This is a genomic window from Aliivibrio thorii, from assembly GCF_057368585.1.
On the sequence record NZ_CM170655.1, the window covers coordinates 131,827 to 150,645 of the forward strand.

The 18,819-nt window shown below is 38.7% G+C and carries 15 protein-coding genes and 1 pseudogene; 5 read left to right on the forward strand and 11 right to left on the reverse strand.

Features of this window, described 5'->3' with window-relative positions; all coding sequences use genetic code 11:
- Window positions 1–28: 28 nt before the first annotated feature.
- The 5 genes from glpD to AC2IP4_RS14835 form a co-directional block, all read right to left on the reverse strand.
- Window positions 29–1,576 (reverse strand): glycerol-3-phosphate dehydrogenase, encoded by a 1,548-nt coding sequence (glpD, locus tag AC2IP4_RS14815; RefSeq protein ID WP_486311008.1) that lies wholly within the window; start codon window positions 1,574–1,576, stop codon window positions 29–31.
- 181 nt (window positions 1,577–1,757) lie between these two features.
- A complete protein-coding gene (locus tag AC2IP4_RS14820) occupies window positions 1,758–2,525 on the reverse strand; it encodes a DeoR/GlpR family transcriptional regulator (protein ID WP_105056256.1) in 768 nt (255 codons plus the stop codon).
- A 189-nt stretch (window positions 2,526–2,714) separates the two neighbouring features.
- Window positions 2,715–4,229 carry a glycerol kinase GlpK gene (gene glpK, locus AC2IP4_RS14825; protein WP_105056257.1) on the reverse strand — a complete coding sequence of 505 codons (1,515 nt, stop codon included), beginning with the start codon at window positions 4,227–4,229 and terminating at the stop codon, window positions 2,715–2,717.
- Between the two features lie 50 nt (window positions 4,230–4,279).
- Window positions 4,280–5,134 carry an MIP/aquaporin family protein gene (locus AC2IP4_RS14830; RefSeq protein ID WP_105056258.1) on the reverse strand — a complete coding sequence of 285 codons (855 nt, stop codon included), beginning with the start codon at window positions 5,132–5,134 and terminating at the stop codon, window positions 4,280–4,282.
- A 458-nt stretch (window positions 5,135–5,592) separates the two neighbouring features.
- Window positions 5,593–6,390 carry a hypothetical protein gene (locus AC2IP4_RS14835; protein ID WP_486311202.1) on the reverse strand — a complete coding sequence of 266 codons (798 nt, stop codon included), beginning with the start codon at window positions 6,388–6,390 and terminating at the stop codon, window positions 5,593–5,595.
- A 257-nt stretch (window positions 6,391–6,647) separates the two neighbouring features.
- On the opposite strand from AC2IP4_RS14835, the gene AC2IP4_RS14840 reads away from it, so the two are divergent.
- The gene (locus tag AC2IP4_RS14840; protein WP_486311009.1) at window positions 6,648–7,838 is read left to right on the forward strand and encodes a leucine-rich repeat-containing protein kinase family protein; all 1,191 of its coding nucleotides are present in this window, start codon (window positions 6,648–6,650) and stop codon (window positions 7,836–7,838) included.
- A gap of 39 nt (window positions 7,839–7,877) precedes the next feature.
- On the opposite strand, the gene AC2IP4_RS14845 is transcribed toward AC2IP4_RS14840, so the two are convergent.
- Complete coding sequence (locus AC2IP4_RS14845) at window positions 7,878–8,354, reverse strand: hypothetical protein (RefSeq protein ID WP_486311010.1); 477 nt, start codon at window positions 8,352–8,354, stop codon at window positions 7,878–7,880.
- An 11-nt stretch (window positions 8,355–8,365) separates the two neighbouring features.
- The gene (locus AC2IP4_RS14850) at window positions 8,366–10,504 is read right to left on the reverse strand and encodes an LruC domain-containing protein (protein WP_486311011.1); all 2,139 of its coding nucleotides are present in this window, start codon (window positions 10,502–10,504) and stop codon (window positions 8,366–8,368) included.
- Window positions 10,505–11,010: 506 nt separating this feature from the next.
- Here AC2IP4_RS14850 and AC2IP4_RS14855 point away from each other — a divergent pair.
- Window positions 11,011–11,103 (forward strand): annotated as a pseudogene (locus AC2IP4_RS14855) (ABC transporter permease); the annotation flags it as partial.
- A 104-nt stretch (window positions 11,104–11,207) separates the two neighbouring features.
- Here AC2IP4_RS14855 and astB read toward each other — a convergent pair.
- On the reverse strand, window positions 11,208–12,542 hold the full coding sequence (gene astB, locus AC2IP4_RS14860) for an N-succinylarginine dihydrolase (protein ID WP_486311203.1): 1,335 nt from the start codon (window positions 12,540–12,542) through the stop codon (window positions 11,208–11,210).
- A 322-nt stretch (window positions 12,543–12,864) separates the two neighbouring features.
- On the opposite strand from astB, the gene AC2IP4_RS14865 reads away from it, so the two are divergent.
- Window positions 12,865–14,049: a putative manganese transporter gene (locus tag AC2IP4_RS14865; RefSeq protein ID WP_486311012.1), complete on the forward strand. Its 1,185-nt coding sequence runs from the start codon at window positions 12,865–12,867 to the stop codon at window positions 14,047–14,049.
- A gap of 120 nt (window positions 14,050–14,169) precedes the next feature.
- Here AC2IP4_RS14865 and yghU read toward each other — a convergent pair whose 3' ends face one another.
- Together yghU and AC2IP4_RS14875 are read right to left on the reverse strand one after the other, a co-directional pair.
- A complete protein-coding gene (gene yghU / locus AC2IP4_RS14870; RefSeq protein ID WP_486311013.1) occupies window positions 14,170–15,030 on the reverse strand; it encodes a glutathione-dependent disulfide-bond oxidoreductase in 861 nt (286 codons plus the stop codon).
- Window positions 15,031–15,075: 45 nt separating this feature from the next.
- A complete protein-coding gene (locus AC2IP4_RS14875; RefSeq protein ID WP_486311014.1) occupies window positions 15,076–15,696 on the reverse strand; it encodes a DsbA family protein in 621 nt (206 codons plus the stop codon).
- Between the two features lie 140 nt (window positions 15,697–15,836).
- Between AC2IP4_RS14875 and AC2IP4_RS14880 the strand changes: the two genes are divergently transcribed.
- The gene (locus tag AC2IP4_RS14880) at window positions 15,837–16,688 is read left to right on the forward strand and encodes an EamA family transporter (RefSeq protein WP_486311015.1); all 852 of its coding nucleotides are present in this window, start codon (window positions 15,837–15,839) and stop codon (window positions 16,686–16,688) included.
- Here AC2IP4_RS14880 and AC2IP4_RS14885 read toward each other — a convergent pair.
- The gene (locus tag AC2IP4_RS14885) at window positions 16,675–17,544 is read right to left on the reverse strand and encodes an AraC family transcriptional regulator (RefSeq protein ID WP_486311016.1); all 870 of its coding nucleotides are present in this window, start codon (window positions 17,542–17,544) and stop codon (window positions 16,675–16,677) included. The two genes, AC2IP4_RS14880 and AC2IP4_RS14885, sit on opposite strands and share 14 nt — an antisense overlap.
- A 113-nt stretch (window positions 17,545–17,657) precedes the next feature.
- Between AC2IP4_RS14885 and AC2IP4_RS14890 the strand changes: the two genes are divergently transcribed.
- Complete coding sequence (locus AC2IP4_RS14890; RefSeq protein ID WP_486311017.1) at window positions 17,658–18,812, forward strand: aminotransferase-like domain-containing protein; 1,155 nt, start codon at window positions 17,658–17,660, stop codon at window positions 18,810–18,812.
- The last annotated feature ends 7 nt before the right edge of the window (window positions 18,813–18,819 follow it).

The following is an 18,819-nucleotide window of genomic DNA, read 5'->3' on the forward strand; positions in this document are numbered from 1 at the left end:
AAAAGCAGCCATAATCGGCTGCTTTTTCTTATACTGCTTTTTTCAGTTGTATATTGTTTTTATTTACGATGCTATTCTCTATATATAGAGATAATTCGTTTTTCTCTTCTTCATTCAAATACAAACCTAATTTCGTTCTACGCCACAGTACATCTTCTGCTTTCTGAGAGAACTCATGTTGTATTAAATAATCAATTTCAGCTTGATATACCCCTTCTGAGAATCTTATTCCCATATCACCTTCACAAGTAATGTTCTCTAATAAAGTCCAAACTAAAGTACCGAATTGATTCACATAGCGAATTGCTGTTTTTTCTGCTAACCATTGATGCTTAGTACAAATATTATTTACTAATTGTTTACGTGGGTAATCAAAATCTCCCCCCGGTAGCGCTACATTTTTGGTCCACGACGTTCCTATCTTCATAAAATATGGGCTTAGCATCTTCATTGCAGTTTCTGCTAATTTTCGGTATGTCGTTAGTTTTCCACCAAAAATAGACAATAACGGTGCTTGGTCTAACTCTTGTTCTAGCTCTAGAGTGTAATCACGAGTAATCGCTTGAGGAGAATCAGATTCATCATCACACAATGGACGCACGCCACTGTAAGTCCACACAACATCATCACGCTGAATTTGGTCAACAAAATGCTGGTTCACTACATCAATTAAATAATTTACTTCATCTTCTGATATTTCTACTTTCCTCGGATCACCTTTATATTCAACATCCGTAGTTCCTATGATAGAGAAGTCTTCCATGTAAGGAATAACAAAAACAATACGATTATCTTTATTTTGTAGAATATAAGCCTGCTCTTCATTATGAATTTTTGGTACGACAATATGGGAACCTTTAACCAAACGAATATTTCGTGGTGATTCATCCTCTAAGCTATCATCAAAAAATTGTTTTACCCATGGACCAGCAGCATTCACTAACGCTTTAGTTTTACGCTCAAAATGTGTGTTCTTTTGTTCATCAAAAATAGTAACATGCCAAATGTTATCAACGCGTGTTGCTTTCTCAACACGACAATAATTTTTTACTTCTGCGCCATTTTTCTCTGCAGACATCGCATTTAAAATCACTAAACGCGCATCATCAACCCAACAATCAGAATATTCGAATCCTTTTCTCATTTCCGGTTTCAGTAAACCAGAAGCAGCTAAATTAACAGAGTGACTTGCAGGAAGAGTCGTACGCTTGCCTAAATTATCGTAAAGGAAAAGACCAGCACGAATCATCCATGCAGGGCGTAAAAATGGACGATGAGGTAAACGAAAACGCATTGGTTTAGCAATATGTGGTGCCTTTGCTAACAAGACTTCACGCTCTGCAAGCGCTTCAGACACTAAACGAAATTCATAATGCTCTAAATAACGCAAACCACCATGGATCAATTTTGAGCTTGCTGATGACGTTGCAGAAGCAAAATCAGATGCCTCATATAAACCGACAGTTAAACCGCGACCAGCGGCATCAGCAGCGATTCCAGCACCATTAATACCACCACCAACTACGATTAAATCTAAAACAGCGCAGGTTGTGTGTGTTTGGTTTCCATTATTCATAGTAGCGACCTCAAATACTCATAATGAGCGAACGAACATTAATTACGATAAAATCACGATAACTTAACTTTCGTTTTGAGTCACTTTATATTTTCGATTTCGAACATTTTGTGTGATGAAGATAAAAAAAATCCCTGATCTTAATCAAGAACAGGGATCGTTTACCGGTAAAAAGTGAGAGCTACTTAGAAATTACCTCATAAGGAATGTCATTATCTTTTAAAATAACCACGATCTCTTCTGGTGGCTCTTGATCCGTAATGATCATTTGTAACTCAGTAATACTACCTAAATTAACCATCGCATTACGACCAAATTTTGTATGGTCAACAGCAAGATAAACGCTTCGACTGTTCTCTATAATTGCTTTTTTCACACGAACTTCGTGATAGTCAAAATCCAGTAATGAACCATCGTAATCAATACCACTGATCCCTAAAATACCAAAATCTAAACGAAATTGCTTAATGAAATCGAGCGTTGCTTCGCCCACAATACCACCATCACGATTACGAACTTCACCACCAGCGAGAATAACCTTAAAGTCAGGGTTAGCCATTAAGATCATAGCTACGTTGATGTTATTGGTAACCACACGTAAATCTTTATGGTTTTTTACCAGTGCTTTTGCAACTGACTCTGGCGTTGTACCAATGTCGATAAACAATGTCGCGCCATCTGGTATATGTTTGGCAAGCGCTTCTGCTATCGTGTCTTTTTCATTTAGCTGCATCACTTTTCGTGTTGTATACGCAGTGTTTACCGAGCTTAATGGAATAGTCGCGCCACCATGATGACGGCGGATTTTATTCTCATCAGCAAGTTCATTTAAATCACGACGAATGGTTTGTGGACTGACTTTGAATTGCTCCACTAAATCTTCGGTACTGACATATCCATGTTGCTGTACTAGGTTTACGATTTCTTGGTGTCTTGATAATTGCTTCACGAATTACTCCCCTAATTTCGATCAATCAAAGACTTATATTTTTATCTGAAATTAGTGTACAAAGAAGCTTATGAAATTGGAAATAATTGCGATGAATATGCGTGATGTATATCAAATAAAGTTCGGAAAAGAAAAAGGAGCGCAATAAATGCACTCCTTTAGCTTATTTAATCATCAGATTATGACTAATTAATCTTCATCATGTAACTCAGCCCATGATTGTGCACATTTTACCGCGCGTTTCCAACCACGGTAGCGTTGGTTACGCTTATCTTCGTCATGATGAGGTTCAAACGAACGGTCAATTACTGCTTTACCCGCTAATTCATCAAGACCACCCCAGAAGCCAACCGCTAAGCCAGCAAGGTAAGCTGCCCCTAATGCCGTTACTTCAGTCACTTGTGGACGATGCACAGCAACATCTAATACATCTGATTGGAATTGCATTAGGAAGTTATTGGCTACCGCCCCACCATCAACTCGAAGTGCTGATAACTTAATGCCTGAATCCGCTTGCATAGCATCAATAACATCACGCGTTTGGTAAGCAATACTCTCTAGCGTTGCACGAATAATATGATTTGAGCCACAGCCGCGCGTTAATCCAACAATCGTGCCGCGAGCATACGCATCCCAATATGGAGCGCCAAGACCAGTAAAGGCAGGAACAACATAAACACCATTTGATGAATCAACTTTAGTTGCAAAGTATTCTGAATCCTTCGCATCTGCCAACAGTTTCATTTCATCACGCAACCATTGAATTGATGCTCCGCCCATAAATACCGCACCTTCAAGTGCGTAAGAGGCTTCACCCCGTGGACCACATGCTAGTGTTGTTAATAGGCCATTGCGAGACGTTACTTTCTCTTTGCCTGTATTCATTAACAGGAAACAACCCGTGCCGTAGGTATTCTTAGCTTGACCTTGTTCAACACACATTTGGCCATAAAGTGCGGCTTGTTGGTCTCCTGCAATACCTGCAATTGGAATACGTGTCCCGCCTTTACCACCAATGTTTGTTTCACCATACACTTCTGATGATGATTTCACTTCAGGCATCATTGAAAGTGGAATATCTAGCTCTTTCAGTAGTTTTTCATCCCACTGAAGCGTATTGATATTAAACACCATGGTACGAGAAGCATTGGTGTAATCCGTAACGTGAACACGTCCTTGCGTCATCTTCCAAACAAGCCACGTATCAACCGTACCAAACAGTAATTTACCGGCCTCAGCGTCTTCACGAGCGCCTTCTACATTATCAAGAATCCACTTAATTTTTGTACCAGAGAAATATGGGTCAACAACTAAACCTGTATTTTCACGAATGTACTCTTCTAAGCCAGCTTCCTTCAGTTCTTCACACGTATCTGCTGTACGACGACATTGCCAAACAATAGCGTTATAGACAGGCTTACCCGTTTCTTTATTCCAAACAATGGTTGTTTCACGTTGGTTCGTAATACCAATTGCAGCAATTTGATCACTTCGAATACCCGTTTTCGCTAAGGTTTCAACTAACGTCGAACTTTGTGTTGCATAGATTTCAAGTGGATCATGCTCAACCCATCCTGCTTGAGGATAAATCTGAGTAAATTCACGCTGAGAAACACTGACAATATTGGCATCGTGGTCAAGAATGACGGCACGAGAGCTGGTAGTTCCTTGGTCAAGTGCAACAATGTATTTTTGCTCAGTCATGATGGAGTCCTTTTGTATATAAAATTCGTAGGGAGATAATTGTTATTTTATTAAACTTCAGCAGTTTTAGTGTCTTCTTCCACATCACACTGATTGGGAATCGTACAACCATGACCTGCTTTTGGCAGATAAGCACCAATCATTTTTGGATACGCCCAACCACCGAAACATGCACCAGCAATTGGCGCTAAAATTGGAACGATAAAGTAAGGAATCTCTTTTGCACCCGTTAATGCATAATCCCAGCCTGCTAAATAAGCAAATAGCTTTGGACCAAAATCACGAGCAGGGTTCATTGCAAAGCCAGTTAAGGGACCAAGAGATCCACCAATAACAGCAATTAATAAACCAATAAGAAGTGGATTCATTGCACCGCGAGCAGCTCCATTGTGCTCATCGCCTAGAGCTAGAATTCCAAACATAAGAACCGCAGTAATGACAAATTCAACCGCAAATGCGCCTAGCATCGATAAAGAGGGATGTGGATAAGTTGAAAAGATACCGGCTGTAGATAGTGCTTCTTTGCTGCTACGTAGGAAACCATTTGCAATTTCATAATCAGAAAATAAGTTACTGTATAAAGCATAGACCAATGCCGCTGAGCAGAAAGCCCCTAATACTTGAGCAATGATATAAGGAATTATTTTTGCTTTATCAAATCCATGAAACGCCGCCAATGCAATGGTTACTGCAGGGTTTAGATGAGCACCAGAAACACCCGCAGTACAATAGATAGCAATCGCAACACCTATGCCCCATATAATACTGACTTCCCACTGGCCAAATTCTGCGCCAGTTAATACTAATGCCGCAACACAGCCAACACCAAAAAAGATCAATAAACCGGCACCGATAAATTCAGCGATGCATTGTCCAAGTAATGTATGTTGTTCATTATTCGCCATGATTCATTCCTTTGTTTCGTTATTTATTATTAAAGTAGGTTTACAGCATTCACGTTAAGCAGTGAGAAATGTACTCTTTTTATTAATAATTGATATGTCAACAGACTCAAAATGAGCATTCGAGCACAATAAATGCGTGTTAGAATATCAAAAAGAAGATCTAGAGCATAAAACAAGCAAACGAACAGGTGTGACCAGGTGTGTTATCTTATTTAAGACAAAGTGAAAAGAGAAGATAATGAGAATATTGAAAGTAATAATTTCAGCCTAAATGCGTGAAGAGCCGATAAATGAATAGGATTGTGGCTTTGAAGTGATTTTACAACACTCAATAATATTTAATACAAACAAAAATGCTCGTTTTAATACATTATGAGTAAAAACGAACACTAACTAAAATAGAACGAATAAAAAATAGCCAACCAAACATGTAAGCCATTTAAAATTATACGTAAGAATTAAAATTGATAGTTAAATTCAATTCTATGGTCACCATCGGAATAATGAGTATCTTCTGTCCAGTTTGCAAAATAACGAACATTTGAACGCTGAGTTATTTGATAACTAATCGCTGCTTCATGAGTTAGAATGGCATCATTATCAATGCCATAAGCATTATCTTTATATTCTTCAGAACCAGAAATGGTACCTAAATACATTGGATTATAGTTAACCCAGATCTTATCGGTAATTTCGATTTTACTGTAAAGGCCAGCCACATAAAACGAGCCATGCAAATCATAACGATCTTGTGCTTGTGCAGCCCCTTTATCTTGAGGATCGTATGCTTCACCCGCTGCTAAACCTAATCCCGCTAAAGGATATAAACTTACAGGCCCCATTTTTGGAAGCGCTTGTATAAAACTATAAGACGCAGAGCCTTGGTTATTATTAAAATTCCAATCGACATCAACCTGAGCACCGCGTCCATTGGTTAAATCAACACTAAAGTTTCGAAAACGCAGTGAGTCAATACTATCATCATTATTTTCTCTTGCTTCTCCATTCCAACCAATCGCTTCACCAGCAATGCCTTTCACCTCAATAATGTTCATACCCATAGTAGTATCACTACCAGTATCATAAGTTTGCCCCATTTTAAGGTTTAATCCTTTATCGGTATAGCCAGCACCTGCTTGTGTATATACCGCCAATGGATCTGACATATCTTGTACATCATCATTGTTTTCTTCAGCCATTGCCGTTGAGCTAAAAGTCAGTGCTCCTAACACTATTACTGTTTTTTTATTCCACATATCCATCGTACTTCTCCACGCAATTTGAAGTACATCCATTTACTCCACGTCAGTTATAAATATTTTTATCATTAGTAAGTGACGATACGCGATGCTTAGTTTCGAGCAAATGGCCCCAAAGTTATATAGATTATAACCAAATCGTTATATTAGATTTCTAGTATTAAACGCCGTACAATTAACGCTAAATTTTAGGCTGTTCATTCCAAATGACACTTTTTAATCAGCATCATATAAACGACAATAGGTAGATCGATTTGCATACATTAGCGCAACTAAAATCCGGTGAATTACAAGGTATCACTCGACTTCAATTAAGTGAAACACTCACTTCGTTTCCACTTGAGATTCTATCTCTTGCTGATTCATTAGAGATCTTAGATTTGTCTAATAATCAATTGACTGACCTGCCTATTGAGATTACTAAACTGACTAAGCTAAAAGTTTTCTTTGCTTCTAATAATCCATTTACTGTCTTCCCAAACACACTCGCCTTGTGTAAAAGCCTTGAAATGATTGGTTTTAAATCATGCCAAATCCAGCATGTCCCTGAGAATGCATTTCCTGAAAAACTACGCTGGCTGATCTTAACGGATAACCAAGTGAACGTATTACCAAACTCTTTAGGTAATTGCCATTTAATGCAAAAACTGGCGTTAGCAGGAAATAAACTAACAGAACTGCCAAAGAATTTATCTCAGTTACATAACCTTGAGTTATTACGGATCTCTGCCAACCAATTAACTGAATGTCCTGAACAACTACTAGATTTACCAAAGCTGGCATGGTTTGCCTTTGCGGGTAACCCTTTTTGTAAATCGGACCTAAAAGTAAAATCAGTACCAAGCATATCGTCTTCTGACTACACATTAGAAAATGTATTAGGGCAAGGTGCATCAGGTGTAATTTCTAAAGCGCGTTGGAATAAAGAACAAACGGATTTTCCACAAGAAATTGCAGTTAAAGTATTTAAAGGTGAAGTCACTAGTGATGGCTACCCTGAAGATGAACTGCAAGCATGCTTAAAAGTCGGAAACCACCCCAGTTTAGTACAGTCATTAGCGCAAGTAAGTGAAGATAACTACTTAGCATTAATAATGAACTTAATCCCTGCTCATTACAAAAATCTTGGATTTCCACCAAGTTTAGAAAGCTGTACGCGTGATACTTTCCCTGAAGGGTTTCGTTTATCATTAGATCACATCAATAAAATGGTGGCAGAAATGCGTAATGTCTTTGAACACCTGCATGATAACCAAGTATGCCATGGCGATTTATACGCACATAACACCTTATTTGATGAAGACGCTAATATGATTTTTGGCGACTTTGGTGCCGCGAGTATGTACCACATGCTAAGTGACTCTCAGCAGCTAAAAATTAGAACTATTGAAGAGCGTGCATTGAATCATTTTGTTGATGATCTAATGAGTGTATGCGTTAAATAATATGTATATCCGCCCTCTATTTCGAAGGCGGCTTATTTGCTATTTAATTAACCAATAACTCTCTTTTTGATTATTGTGTACCAAAGTGTAAATAAGAGGCTCCCGATCTTTTTCCATAATCCAAATAATCGTAATTAGTTCTTCGCAGTGATTAGCCACTCGAAGGTCAAATTTACCAACACCTTGCTCTAAACTTCCTTTAAGTAAACACATATCAAAATCGACTTTTGATAAATCCCCTTGCGCTTGGCTATTATCGCATATTGAAATAAATGCTCGTTTGCTCGATCTTTCTGAAATATCAACATTTATATCAATGTTATAGACAGAATCAAGATTGTTCTCAGCACTAATTTTTAAATCTAAAATCGATTGCTTACTACTCGTGGGGACTTCTGACTCAGAAGCCGAATCATTTGATCCACTAGAACTGCTACTATCACTATTACAAGCAGTAAGCAGACTAAAGCTAGCAACAAAAAGTAATAGATTCATTTTATTCACGATACTATTCATAAGATCTCTCCTTAATCTATATAAGTTTTTCCCGCACTAGGAGTTACATACCAATCTGAAGCTGTTTGTCCTGTTGCATCCTGAGAAAAATCTGCAAATTGAGGATACGCTTCAAGAATGCTGACTGACTCATTTGGATGCTCCCAATTAAGCGGAATTTCAATTGCCCATGGAAGCCCGTTATCTGTCTGGAAGTAAGTACTGTTCGCGGTATTGGTTGTATCATCACTTCGACCAATATAGCCATAATCAAACTTAGAGGTCGGTTTTTTGTTTTTCAGGTGTACTTCTAAATTACGTCCAGGATGGCCACCACTCACTTGTAAGCCATTCTCCCCGTAGTAATAACCTGGAGTCGCAAAAATGAATGGGTCATAAGGCAAGGCTGGCATTTGTCCTTGAGAAATAGGATATTCAAACGGAACGGTAAGTGACCAGTTAGGACGATATTGAGTCCCACAACCAGGTTCAGTTCGGAACATATTACAACCGTCAGCCTCGCCGGACTCGGTAAGAGACCAAAGATCTTCATGAATAATCAAAACGGCATCTAAAGTGCCACTCTCTAACACTGTTGTATTTTGTAATTCTCCATCAATGAATAATTTAACTGAATCAGCCTTTATTTTATCTGGACTAATATTAGGCAAACGTATAGCAAAACCAGAGTGATAAGTACCACCAAGAGCTGCAACTTGCCCTTCAATTTTAAGTTGAATCACTTGGTTATTATGACTAAATTCAGTGTACTTGACGTTCATAAGGACGTCATTCATATCGTAGTCACCGACTTTAGGAAATTGGTCTTCATAAGCGAAAGTGGTGTAGTCAGATCCTACAGGGTAAAGCTCAACGGATACACCTTGGTCTGTAACAGTAACTTGATAATCTTCAACTTCACCTGCACTTACCCCTCCATTTGGACCAACATCATAAGTATGGCTTAAACGAAAACGAGCCCAAGTATCTCCTGCTAGAGCCCAGCTTGGTACTTCAAAATAGAGTTGGTTCTGGCCATCATCTACCCATTCACTGTTAAGAATCATTTCATCATCATTAAACACCCCGTCTTGGTCCCAATCAATCCAAGCACTAAGTACCCCTTCTCCCTCTGCACCTTCAACATCGGCATAAATGAAGCTTGTTTCCTTAATTTCAAGTGGTACAGGAAATGAAATACCATCATCATCATTACTTGAATCTGATGTGTCATCTGAAAGCGGGTACACATAAGCTTCACTTTCTCCATCAACGATCAGACCTAGTTTTAAATCAGAAATACCGTGACGAGCACCAAATGAATCATATAAAGTACCGTAAGTATCGGGAGCATCGCCGTAATCACTATTATCATTTTGTCCCACCGCAGCAAATGCACAGCGGGCACCATCATTTGAATTACTCGATGGTCCATAAGCAAAAAAGGCTGAAGTTGAATTTACATCATCAATATTAATAAGGTATATATACCCATTCCCATTATTACTGAGATAAAGATTACCATCGACATCAAAATATTGAGCACCAAAAGCTAAACTATGACCAACATTATCACTGCTGATAACTTTGTTTAATTGGGTACTTACCCCTGTATTTGGATCAATTTTATAAAGATAACCTGAATTATCAACACTGTAGATAAGTCCATCGTCTGGATGAAAAGCCATATCAAGTATACGAATATTACCAATAGTGCCAGAGTCGGCAACTTTAGTCATAATCAAGTTATCCAAGCCAATTCTAAAAAGTCCTTGATTAACTCTGTAGCCATACCAAGCATTTTCAATGGTCGATACATCACCAACATAAATTGAAGTAGGTCCAACATTTAGGTTAGAGACCGATAATGGCGTTGATACGAAATCGGAACCAATTTTAGTTAAGGTTTTCGCTCCATAATCCCACCCATAAATATAATCATCATGAACGCTATAGCCAATAGCATTAATTTTTCCGCTTCCAACTTCCCAAGATAAAGTGCTATAGCTACCTACATCCAAATTAATGCCATAAGCCACCGGTGTTCCAGAAGGGTTTTGTATCATAAAAGCCTGCCCTGGACAGGAAGCAAATGGAATAGCAGCTTGTACTTGAGCACCGACAGTGAGACTAAATATTGCTATACAAGAAAATAGCTTAAGTTTGTTCATAATGGTCCTTCATTAAATACTCACGTAAAATTAAAAGAGAGCACAACTCATGCCATACCTTTAAGATATTGAAATTATTAAATTTTTAAATGAAACCCATCAATATGATAAATCAGGATTATCTTTTTGAGATGCAAACTGATAATACTATTTTGATAATTAAATTTAATTCAGAAATATAATTAAACGAAAGCGTATTTTAAATTGAATTAAATAATTTGCGCTTATCATTACACCGAGTATAGTTTCTTTAAGTACCTAATAAGCAATTGATATTACTTTAAGCTATCACGAAATCCTGATTAGGCTATAAGTAATCGATATCAGGAGATTTAAAAATGAAACAGCTATTCTTCGGATTTGTATGTGCCGTGCTATTACAGGGTTGCGGCTCAGATAAACATGATGAAGCATTAGGAACCTTAGAGCGAGACCGAGTCACTTTCTCAGCGACTTCAAATGAAATTATCCGAGCCCTACCTATCAAAGAGGGCAGTGAAGTTAAAATTGATTTGTGGCGAGATACGGTTTGGATGATCATTTTCACCATCATTGGTTTATTTGTTGCTTCAAAGCGATTTAAGAAGTCATTGGATTAAATGAAGTAACAGTATTGGCGTTAAAGCACCGTATAGCTACAATTTACAATGTAAAAGATAAAAGCCAGAGCTCTCACTCTGGCTTTTTCTTAATATATAGATCCTTATCTTTGAAAAGGATACACAGAACCAAGCTGCATGATTTGTGTTAACTCATCCAGCGCTGCTCGTGATTCTAATAATAACTGTGGATCCGCAAGATCTTTGTCTTCAATACGATCACGGTAATGCTTATCAGCCCACAGATTTAACGTTGTAAATAGCTGATCGTTCATCAAGGTATGTTGATTAACTGCTTTTTGCTCTGCTTCATTTAACACCACACGGAGACGTAAACACGCTGGCCCACCGCCATTTTGCATGCTCTGTTTTAAATCAAAGGTATGCAACTCATCAATGCCGCGTTTTTGCTCTACTAACTCATTTAGATATGCCCATACTCTTGGATTCTCACGACAATGCTGTGGAAGAATGATCAAGGTAGTTCCATCCGACTTAGTGATTAGCTGACTGTTAAACAGGTAAGTTTCGACCGCATCTTGCACCGACACTTGATCTGTAGGCACTTCAATAACATTAAAGTCAGAACCATAAGTAGCACTTAGATCTAACTTCACTTGTTCTTGATTCAAAAATGCTTGTTGATGACAAAATAAGGTGTTCTTATTACCGACAGCAATAACATCATTATGGAATACACCTTGGTCAATAACATCAGGATTCTGCTGTGCAAACACCGTAAACTTATCACGTAAACCATGCGTTCGTGCAATTGCTTCGCTGGCTTCTAATGTCTGTCGTGCTGGGTACTTTTTCGGTGCTAAATAGCTTTCATCAAACGCACTTTTACCAAACACAAAGAACTCTACACCTTGCTCTCCATATTCATTACAAAAACGCGTATGGTTTGCTGCTCCTTCATCGCCAAAGTAATCACTGTGTGGTAAGGCCTCATGATGAGCGAAGTGTTTTTCATCTGCAAATGTTGCTTTTAAAATATTGCCAGTGACTTCATCTTCAATTGAGCGGTGAAACTTATTAATTAAGTTAGCAGGAGTAAAATGCACCTTGCCATCAGAGGTATCGGCACTTGGAGAGACAGTACCTGCGTTTGCTGTCCACATACTTGAGGCTGAGCTACATGCAGCAAGTAATTGTGGTGAATATTGATGAGATTTTTGTAACACTTCAGCGTCTGAGCCTGAAAAACCTAAACGACGCAGAGTATGAATGTCTGGACGCTCTTGTGGCGCTAATACCCCTTGAGTAAAGCCCATATCATGCAGAGCCTTCATTTTTTCTAGGCCTTGCTTTACTGCTTGTTTTGGGTTCGATGCACCAGATTTATTATTTTTAGAGGCGATGTTCCCTACCGATAAACCGCTGTAGTTATGCGTTGGCCCAACAAGACCATCAAAATTAGCTTCAACTGCTTTCATATGTTCCCTCATAACTGTTCTCTTAATCGCTAACTAAGCTCTTTGGCTTAATCTATTTATTGGGCTGATAGTAGCAAATTAAACTCAGTCAGCAGCATTTGATCTCATCAAATAAGCGCACAATCACAACTTTTATTTAACATTTAGTGACTTTTAATTAACTATTCTCTGTTATCAAATAACTATGCAGATTTTTATTCTAATTATTTTATGTGTATAAAAATCTCTTATTCATCGATAAAAACTATCGAAATGATAGTTGATAATAATTCTCATTTGCATATACTAATAATCATTCGCATTTACTGATGGCTTTATTATTATGATGACTACTAATTCATTCTCACAATCGTTCTCGTTTTCGCAGTTTTCACTGCAGCATAAACGTTTATTACTGCCTATCACGTTATTAGCTTTAGTGGGTGCAGAAGCAACACGAGAGATCACCGTTACGACTTTATCTGATGCTTTTTGGGCGGTATCGACCTACGTAGCTTTCACATTGGTTATTTACCATTACCTATCCAACATCATGGGTAAAACCAACCGCATTACTTCGCTTTATAATAAATCTCGTACCAATCAAGTGGTCTTCTCTTCGTTACTTGGTGCCTTACCGGGCTGTGGTGGCGCTATCGTAGTGACTACGCAATACATCAGCGGTAAAGTAGGTTTTGGCTCAGTCGTCGCGGTATTAACGGCTACCATGGGCGATGCCGCGTTCTTATTAATTGCAGCGCAACCTAAAGTGGGATTTGGTGTAATGGCATTAGGCGTTGTTGTTGGTGCTGTCTCAGGCATTATTGTAAACGCATTACATAAAGACGATTTTTTACGCCCTGAAACTCAAGAAGTCATAAAGCCAAAGCATGATATTCCATGCTTACAAGTAAAAGCGATTAACCTGCAAGGTGCATTTTGGAAGTGGGTACTAGTTCCAGCAACCATCATTGCGGTATTAGGTTCTTTCCAAGTTGATATTAACCAATTACTCCATGTTCCTGAGCACACGATTGAGTGGATTGGTGCAATATTAGCAATTGGCAGCATGATGCTATGGTCATTAACCAAAGAGATCAGTGATTATCAATCTACGGTTTCAGAAGACAATAAATGCATTAGCTCTCACCCTATTCAGAAAGCAGCACAAGATACTAACTTTGTTTCTGCTTGGGTAATTGTCGCTTTCTTAATTTTTGAATTAACAACTTACTTCTCTGGCGTTGATTTACACACGGTATTCCTAGGTTATGGAATGTGGATGCCGCTGATTGGCTTAGCAATTGGTTTACTTCCGGGTTGTGGTCCTCAGATTTTAGTAACTAGCCTGTATTTATCCGGTGCGATGCCGATGTCAGCACAGCTTTCAAATGCAATCTCAAATGATGGTGATGCACTTTTCCCTGCGATTGCATTAGCTCCCAAAGCGGCAATGGTTGCGACCTTCTACTCAGCAGTTCCTGCCTTTGTGGTTGGTTATGGTTACTACTTCTTGTTTGAGATGTAACTTGTTGCTAGATCGTAACAATAACCAAACTTAAATAAGTTAGTGATCAGATAAATGCGAATAAAAAAAGCGACAGTATTATGCTGTCGCCTTTGTTTGATCTACATTACGTAACAGTGATTATTTTGGTTTCTTGCTTAATACCATATCAATATCCGCGGCACTATGACGCTCTGGCACTTGCTCCCACTCTTCGCCCCATCCACGATTGACAATTTTACCGCGCTGTACCGCTTCTCTAGCTTCAAGCATTTTTGCCCAACGAACCACGTTGGTGTAAGAGTCTACTTGTAAAAACTCCGCAGCATCATACAAATTACCTAATACTAGGTTGCCATACCACGGCCAAATCGCCATATCAGCAATACTGTATTCTTCCCCTGCAATGTAAGTATTTTTAGCAAGTTGCTTATCAAGTACATCTAATTGGCGTTTTGCTTCCATGGAAAAGCGGTTAATTGGGTATTCTTGCTTTTCATCAGCATACGCATAGAAATGACCAAAGCCACCACCCAAGAATGGTGCTGAGCCTTGTGCCCAAAATAACCAATTAAAGGTTTGAGTTCTCGCACTGCCCTCTTTTGGTAAAAACTGACCAAATTTCTCAGCCAAATGAACCAAGATAGAAGCCGATTCAAAAACATGAACTTCAGGATCAACAGAGTGATCAACCAAAGCGGGAATTTTTGAATTTGGATTCACATCCACAAAGCCTGATGAAAATTGATCGCTCTCACCAATATTGATTAAGTAGGCATCGTATTCAGCCTCTTTAATGCCTAGTGCCAATAACTCTTCTAATAGAATCGTCACTTTTTGACCATTAGGCGTTGCTAAAGAATAAAGCTGTAGAGAATGCTCTCCTACTGGAAGCTTTTTCTCATGCCTTGCGCCAGATTCTGGGCTATTGATATTTGCCCATTTATTACCGCCATCAGTATCATTAACCCAAATTTGTGGTGGTGTGTATTCTGCAGCCATTGATTAATCCTTATCCATTCGGAGGTAGAGTAACTTGATTACTTATTAATATAGACGACTTTTTAATAGTGCAACGGTTCCTTCTGATTTTTCATAATCAATTGGAAACTCAATTAGCTCATCTTCTGTTTTAAAAAATAAAGAAGGAAAACCACTTCGACCAATTGAGCGAGAAAATGTGATTTCATCTAACAATGCTTGGTTTGTCTCTGGAGATAATAAGTCTAACTCGAAGCGAGTCATATCTAAGCCAATATTTCTAGCACAGTCGAGCAATACGTCATTATCACTTGGATTCTTAGCGTCTAAATAATAAGCGGTTTGGATTGCCTCAAGCATTGCTAATTCAGCACCTTGAGCTCGTGCAGCAAGAATGGCACGGCAAGAGGGATATGTAGAACGACGCGGTGTATTTTTCTCCCAAAAATCATGATTGAAAGAAGTACCCAAATAATTTTCTATTTTTTGCCAATACGATGCTATTTGTACCTGCATCTCTTGCGACATAGGTTCTTTTGAATCTAGCGCTAATCCACCAAGAACATAAACAATATCCACATCATTGGAGATCGCTTGCTTAACCTTTTCCCATACGGGTTTATAGCCCCAACACCATGAACACATTGGATCATAGACGTAATAAAGTATCGCTTTTTCATCTGGCATAATTTAATTCCTTTTAAATAATTACTTTCATCATATGGGATGCATTCCTTAATAGCAAAACATCAAAGAAGGGCATAGAATCGACACCATTCAGATAACGCACTACTGTCATGTTGATGTAGATTATTAAAAGGTTCATTATGTATACATTTTTTGGGGCTTTGGCATTTGTTATATGGGGACTAGTACCTGTCTATTTCCACCAATTGGGAGACATGAGCCCTGCATTAATTCTATCTAACCGTATCTTTTGGTCAGCGGTAATTCTAATTGCTGTTTTTTGCTTTAAACCCAACTTAATAGATAAGAAACAATGCACAGCTAAAAATATCTCTATCGCTTTTGTGGCGGGGATCTTGATGAATTTATCGTGGTTGGGATTTGTGTATGCAACCATCACCAATAATATCATGGCTGCATCATTAGCCTTTTATATTACGCCTGTTTTTGTGTTCTTTATGGGCTTTGTCTTTTTTAAAGAAGAGCTAAAATCACCACAAAAAGTGGCCCTATTTCTGATGGTATTGGCCATTGTGAGTTATGTTTATTTAGATCAGCAATTGCCTGTTTTAAGTTTGGCGATTTCACTCTCTTTTGCTAGTTATATTGCCATCAAAAAACTAATAAAATTAAATACCTTTGGGGCGATTTTCTTTGAGCACATTATCTTTGCTCCTATTGCCTTGTGGTACATCATGACTCACTCTGATGGACTTTCTACACTTAACTGGGCAACTTTAATGGGAGCGGCACCATTGCAACTTATCCCTATTTTATTACTGAGTATTTCGATTCTCAAAACACCACTCAGTAAGATAAGTTTACTTCAATATATTGAGCCAACGTTGCATCTTGCATTAGCAATATGGGTTTATCATGAACCTATTTCTAGCGGTCAAAAGTGCGCATTGATATTGGTCATTCTCTCTATCATGGTTGCTAACATAAAAATGAAGAAGCCAAATAAGCCGAGCCTTGCTAATAAAAGCTGATTGGAAGATAAAAATCCAATTCAAATTCTTCCGTTTCATTTAAAAAATGGTTTTTGTGGTAACGCACGTAGGCTGGTGTCGATCTTAATTTAAAGCCTGACGCCGGCAACCATTTCTCTAATACCGTACTGATTTGTGGTAATAATTGCCCATAAACCCCGTTCAATCGAAACACCGCATGTAATCCTCTGGGGATCACCATTTGATTTACCATACCGCGATATTTCAGTGGTTTATCAATCGCAATACACGCTACATAACGACACTTATTAAGTTCAACCCATGCAGGGTTTGAATGATGTAAGCCAAACTGAGTAGAGAAATCTCGATTCTCTGTATCTGCCCACGCTTTTAATATCAGCCACGCATTTCGAATTGAACGGTTATAGCCATCATGCCTCACATAAGCCGCCAACAGCTCTGAAACTTCTGTGATTTTTGGTTGAGGCAACACTCTATCAGCCACACTTAAATACCCTTTCGCAATTTCAGGATCTTTTAAGTACGGTTTATCTGATATCTGTAAATCGTGTTTTCGCCACTCACCCGGAGACATATCAAAGGTTGATTTAAATGCACGGCTAAATGAAGATAAAGAACTGAAGCCACAGGTATTCGCAATGTCTAATACTGTTGATTTAGTATCAAACATCAGCTGGTTCGCCGCATATTCCATACGAGTTCGACGAATATACTGATGAATCGACTCTCCCACCACTTGTTTAAAGATGCGATGAAAATGCTGCTCTGAGTACGCTGCCACCTCAGCAAGATCTTTTGCCGTAAGCTCTTTACTGATGTCTTGATGTATATAAAACAGAACATCATTAATTCTTGATATGTGTTGTTGGCTCATAAACTCAAAATAGCATAAATGGACATATTTATAAGCATAAACGGACAAACATAATTATGCAACGCCTTGTACTATCAAAGAATAAAATAAATAAGATAATGATGGGAACACATATGGAAATAGCTCACTCACTGCAACAGATCCAATCTTCTTATATCAGAGAGATCTTAGCGGCAGCAACGGACAAGAATGTTATCTCTCTCGCAGGTGGATTACCTGATGAGAAAACGTTCCCAATTGATTTAATGAAGCCAACACTAGAAAGCCTGTCTGATATGCCAGAAGTCTTTCAATACGGTGCAACCGCAGGTTACGGCCCTCTGTTAGAACTACTGACAGAAATGTACCAATTACCAGAAACCCACATGCCAATGATCTGTACGGGCTCTCAACAAGGGTTAGACCTTATTGCGCGAGCTTACATTAACCCAAATGATACAGTGGTGATGGAAGCTCCGAGTTACCTTGGCGCAATGCAAGTTTTTGGTTTAGTTCAAGCCAATATCGCAACCGTATCTCAAACAGATTTTGGTCCTAATCTTGAAGAATTAGAGCAATGCTTTATTCAAGATTCACCAAAAATATTCTATGCCGTGCCTGATTTCCACAACCCAACGGGTGTATGCTGGTCATTAGAAACACGCAAAAAAGTGGCTGAACTGTGTATCAAATACAAAGTCGCTTTCATTGAAGATGCGCCATATCGTGAACTACGCTTTACCGGTGAAGCACTGCCAATGGTTTCCACTTTCTGTCCTGAGGATTCTATCGTACTGCGTTCATTCTCAAAAATTGCCTCTCCGGGTTTACGCATCGGTGCAGTAACAGGCAAAAAAAGCTATTTAGAACCACTGATTAAAGTGAAACAAGGTGCTGATTTACACTCAAGTGTACCTATGCAAGCCCTACTGGTTGGCCTATTAAAACACGCTGATTTTGGTCTGCACATGGAACAAATTCAAGCGCTATACAAAAACCGTTATGATGTTTTATTCGCTGAGCTGAAAAAGCAATTACCTGAAACGTGCGTGCTAAACCCTGTTGATGGCGGCATGTTTATTTGGTTATCTCTACCGGATTGCGACACTTTCGCTCTAGCTAAAACGTTAATTGCTAACGGTGTTGCTGTAGTACCAAGCCCTGTATTTTACCCAAAACCAGAAGGCGCACCCTCTGCACTGCGTTTAAACTTTACTAATGCAAACCCAGAAGAGTTAGTTGAAGCCGTTGGTCGTCTAACGAAAGTATTGAATGAAGCGTTAAGCTAATTCTGTG

What these genes read in the sequence shown, in the direction of transcription:
- AC2IP4_RS14880 (WP_486311015.1), top strand. Translation starts at nt 15,837, where the DNA reads ATGTATACATTTTTTGGGGCTTTGGCATTTGTTATATGGGGACTAGTA.
- AC2IP4_RS14845 (WP_486311010.1), bottom strand. Translation starts at nt 8,354, where the DNA reads ATGAATAGTATCGTGAATAAAATGAATCTATTACTTTTTGTTGCTAGC.
- AC2IP4_RS14835 (WP_486311202.1), bottom strand. Translation starts at nt 6,390, where the DNA reads ATGTGGAATAAAAAAACAGTAATAGTGTTAGGAGCACTGACTTTTAGC.
- AC2IP4_RS14890 (WP_486311017.1), top strand. Translation starts at nt 17,658, where the DNA reads ATGGAAATAGCTCACTCACTGCAACAGATCCAATCTTCTTATATCAGA.
- AC2IP4_RS14875 (WP_486311014.1), bottom strand. Translation starts at nt 15,696, where the DNA reads ATGCCAGATGAAAAAGCGATACTTTATTACGTCTATGATCCAATGTGT.
- AC2IP4_RS14865 (WP_486311012.1), top strand. Translation starts at nt 12,865, where the DNA reads ATGATGACTACTAATTCATTCTCACAATCGTTCTCGTTTTCGCAGTTT.
- AC2IP4_RS14885 (WP_486311016.1), bottom strand. Translation starts at nt 17,544, where the DNA reads ATGAGCCAACAACACATATCAAGAATTAATGATGTTCTGTTTTATATA.
- glpK (WP_105056257.1), bottom strand. Translation starts at nt 4,229, where the DNA reads ATGACTGAGCAAAAATACATTGTTGCACTTGACCAAGGAACTACCAGC.
- astB (WP_486311203.1), bottom strand. Translation starts at nt 12,542, where the DNA reads ATGAAAGCAGTTGAAGCTAATTTTGATGGTCTTGTTGGGCCAACGCAT.
- glpD (WP_486311008.1), bottom strand. Translation starts at nt 1,576, where the DNA reads ATGAATAATGGAAACCAAACACACACAACCTGCGCTGTTTTAGATTTA.
- AC2IP4_RS14850 (WP_486311011.1), bottom strand. Translation starts at nt 10,504, where the DNA reads ATGAACAAACTTAAGCTATTTTCTTGTATAGCAATATTTAGTCTCACT.
- yghU (WP_486311013.1), bottom strand. Translation starts at nt 15,030, where the DNA reads ATGGCTGCAGAATACACACCACCACAAATTTGGGTTAATGATACTGAT.
- AC2IP4_RS14830 (WP_105056258.1), bottom strand. Translation starts at nt 5,134, where the DNA reads ATGGCGAATAATGAACAACATACATTACTTGGACAATGCATCGCTGAA.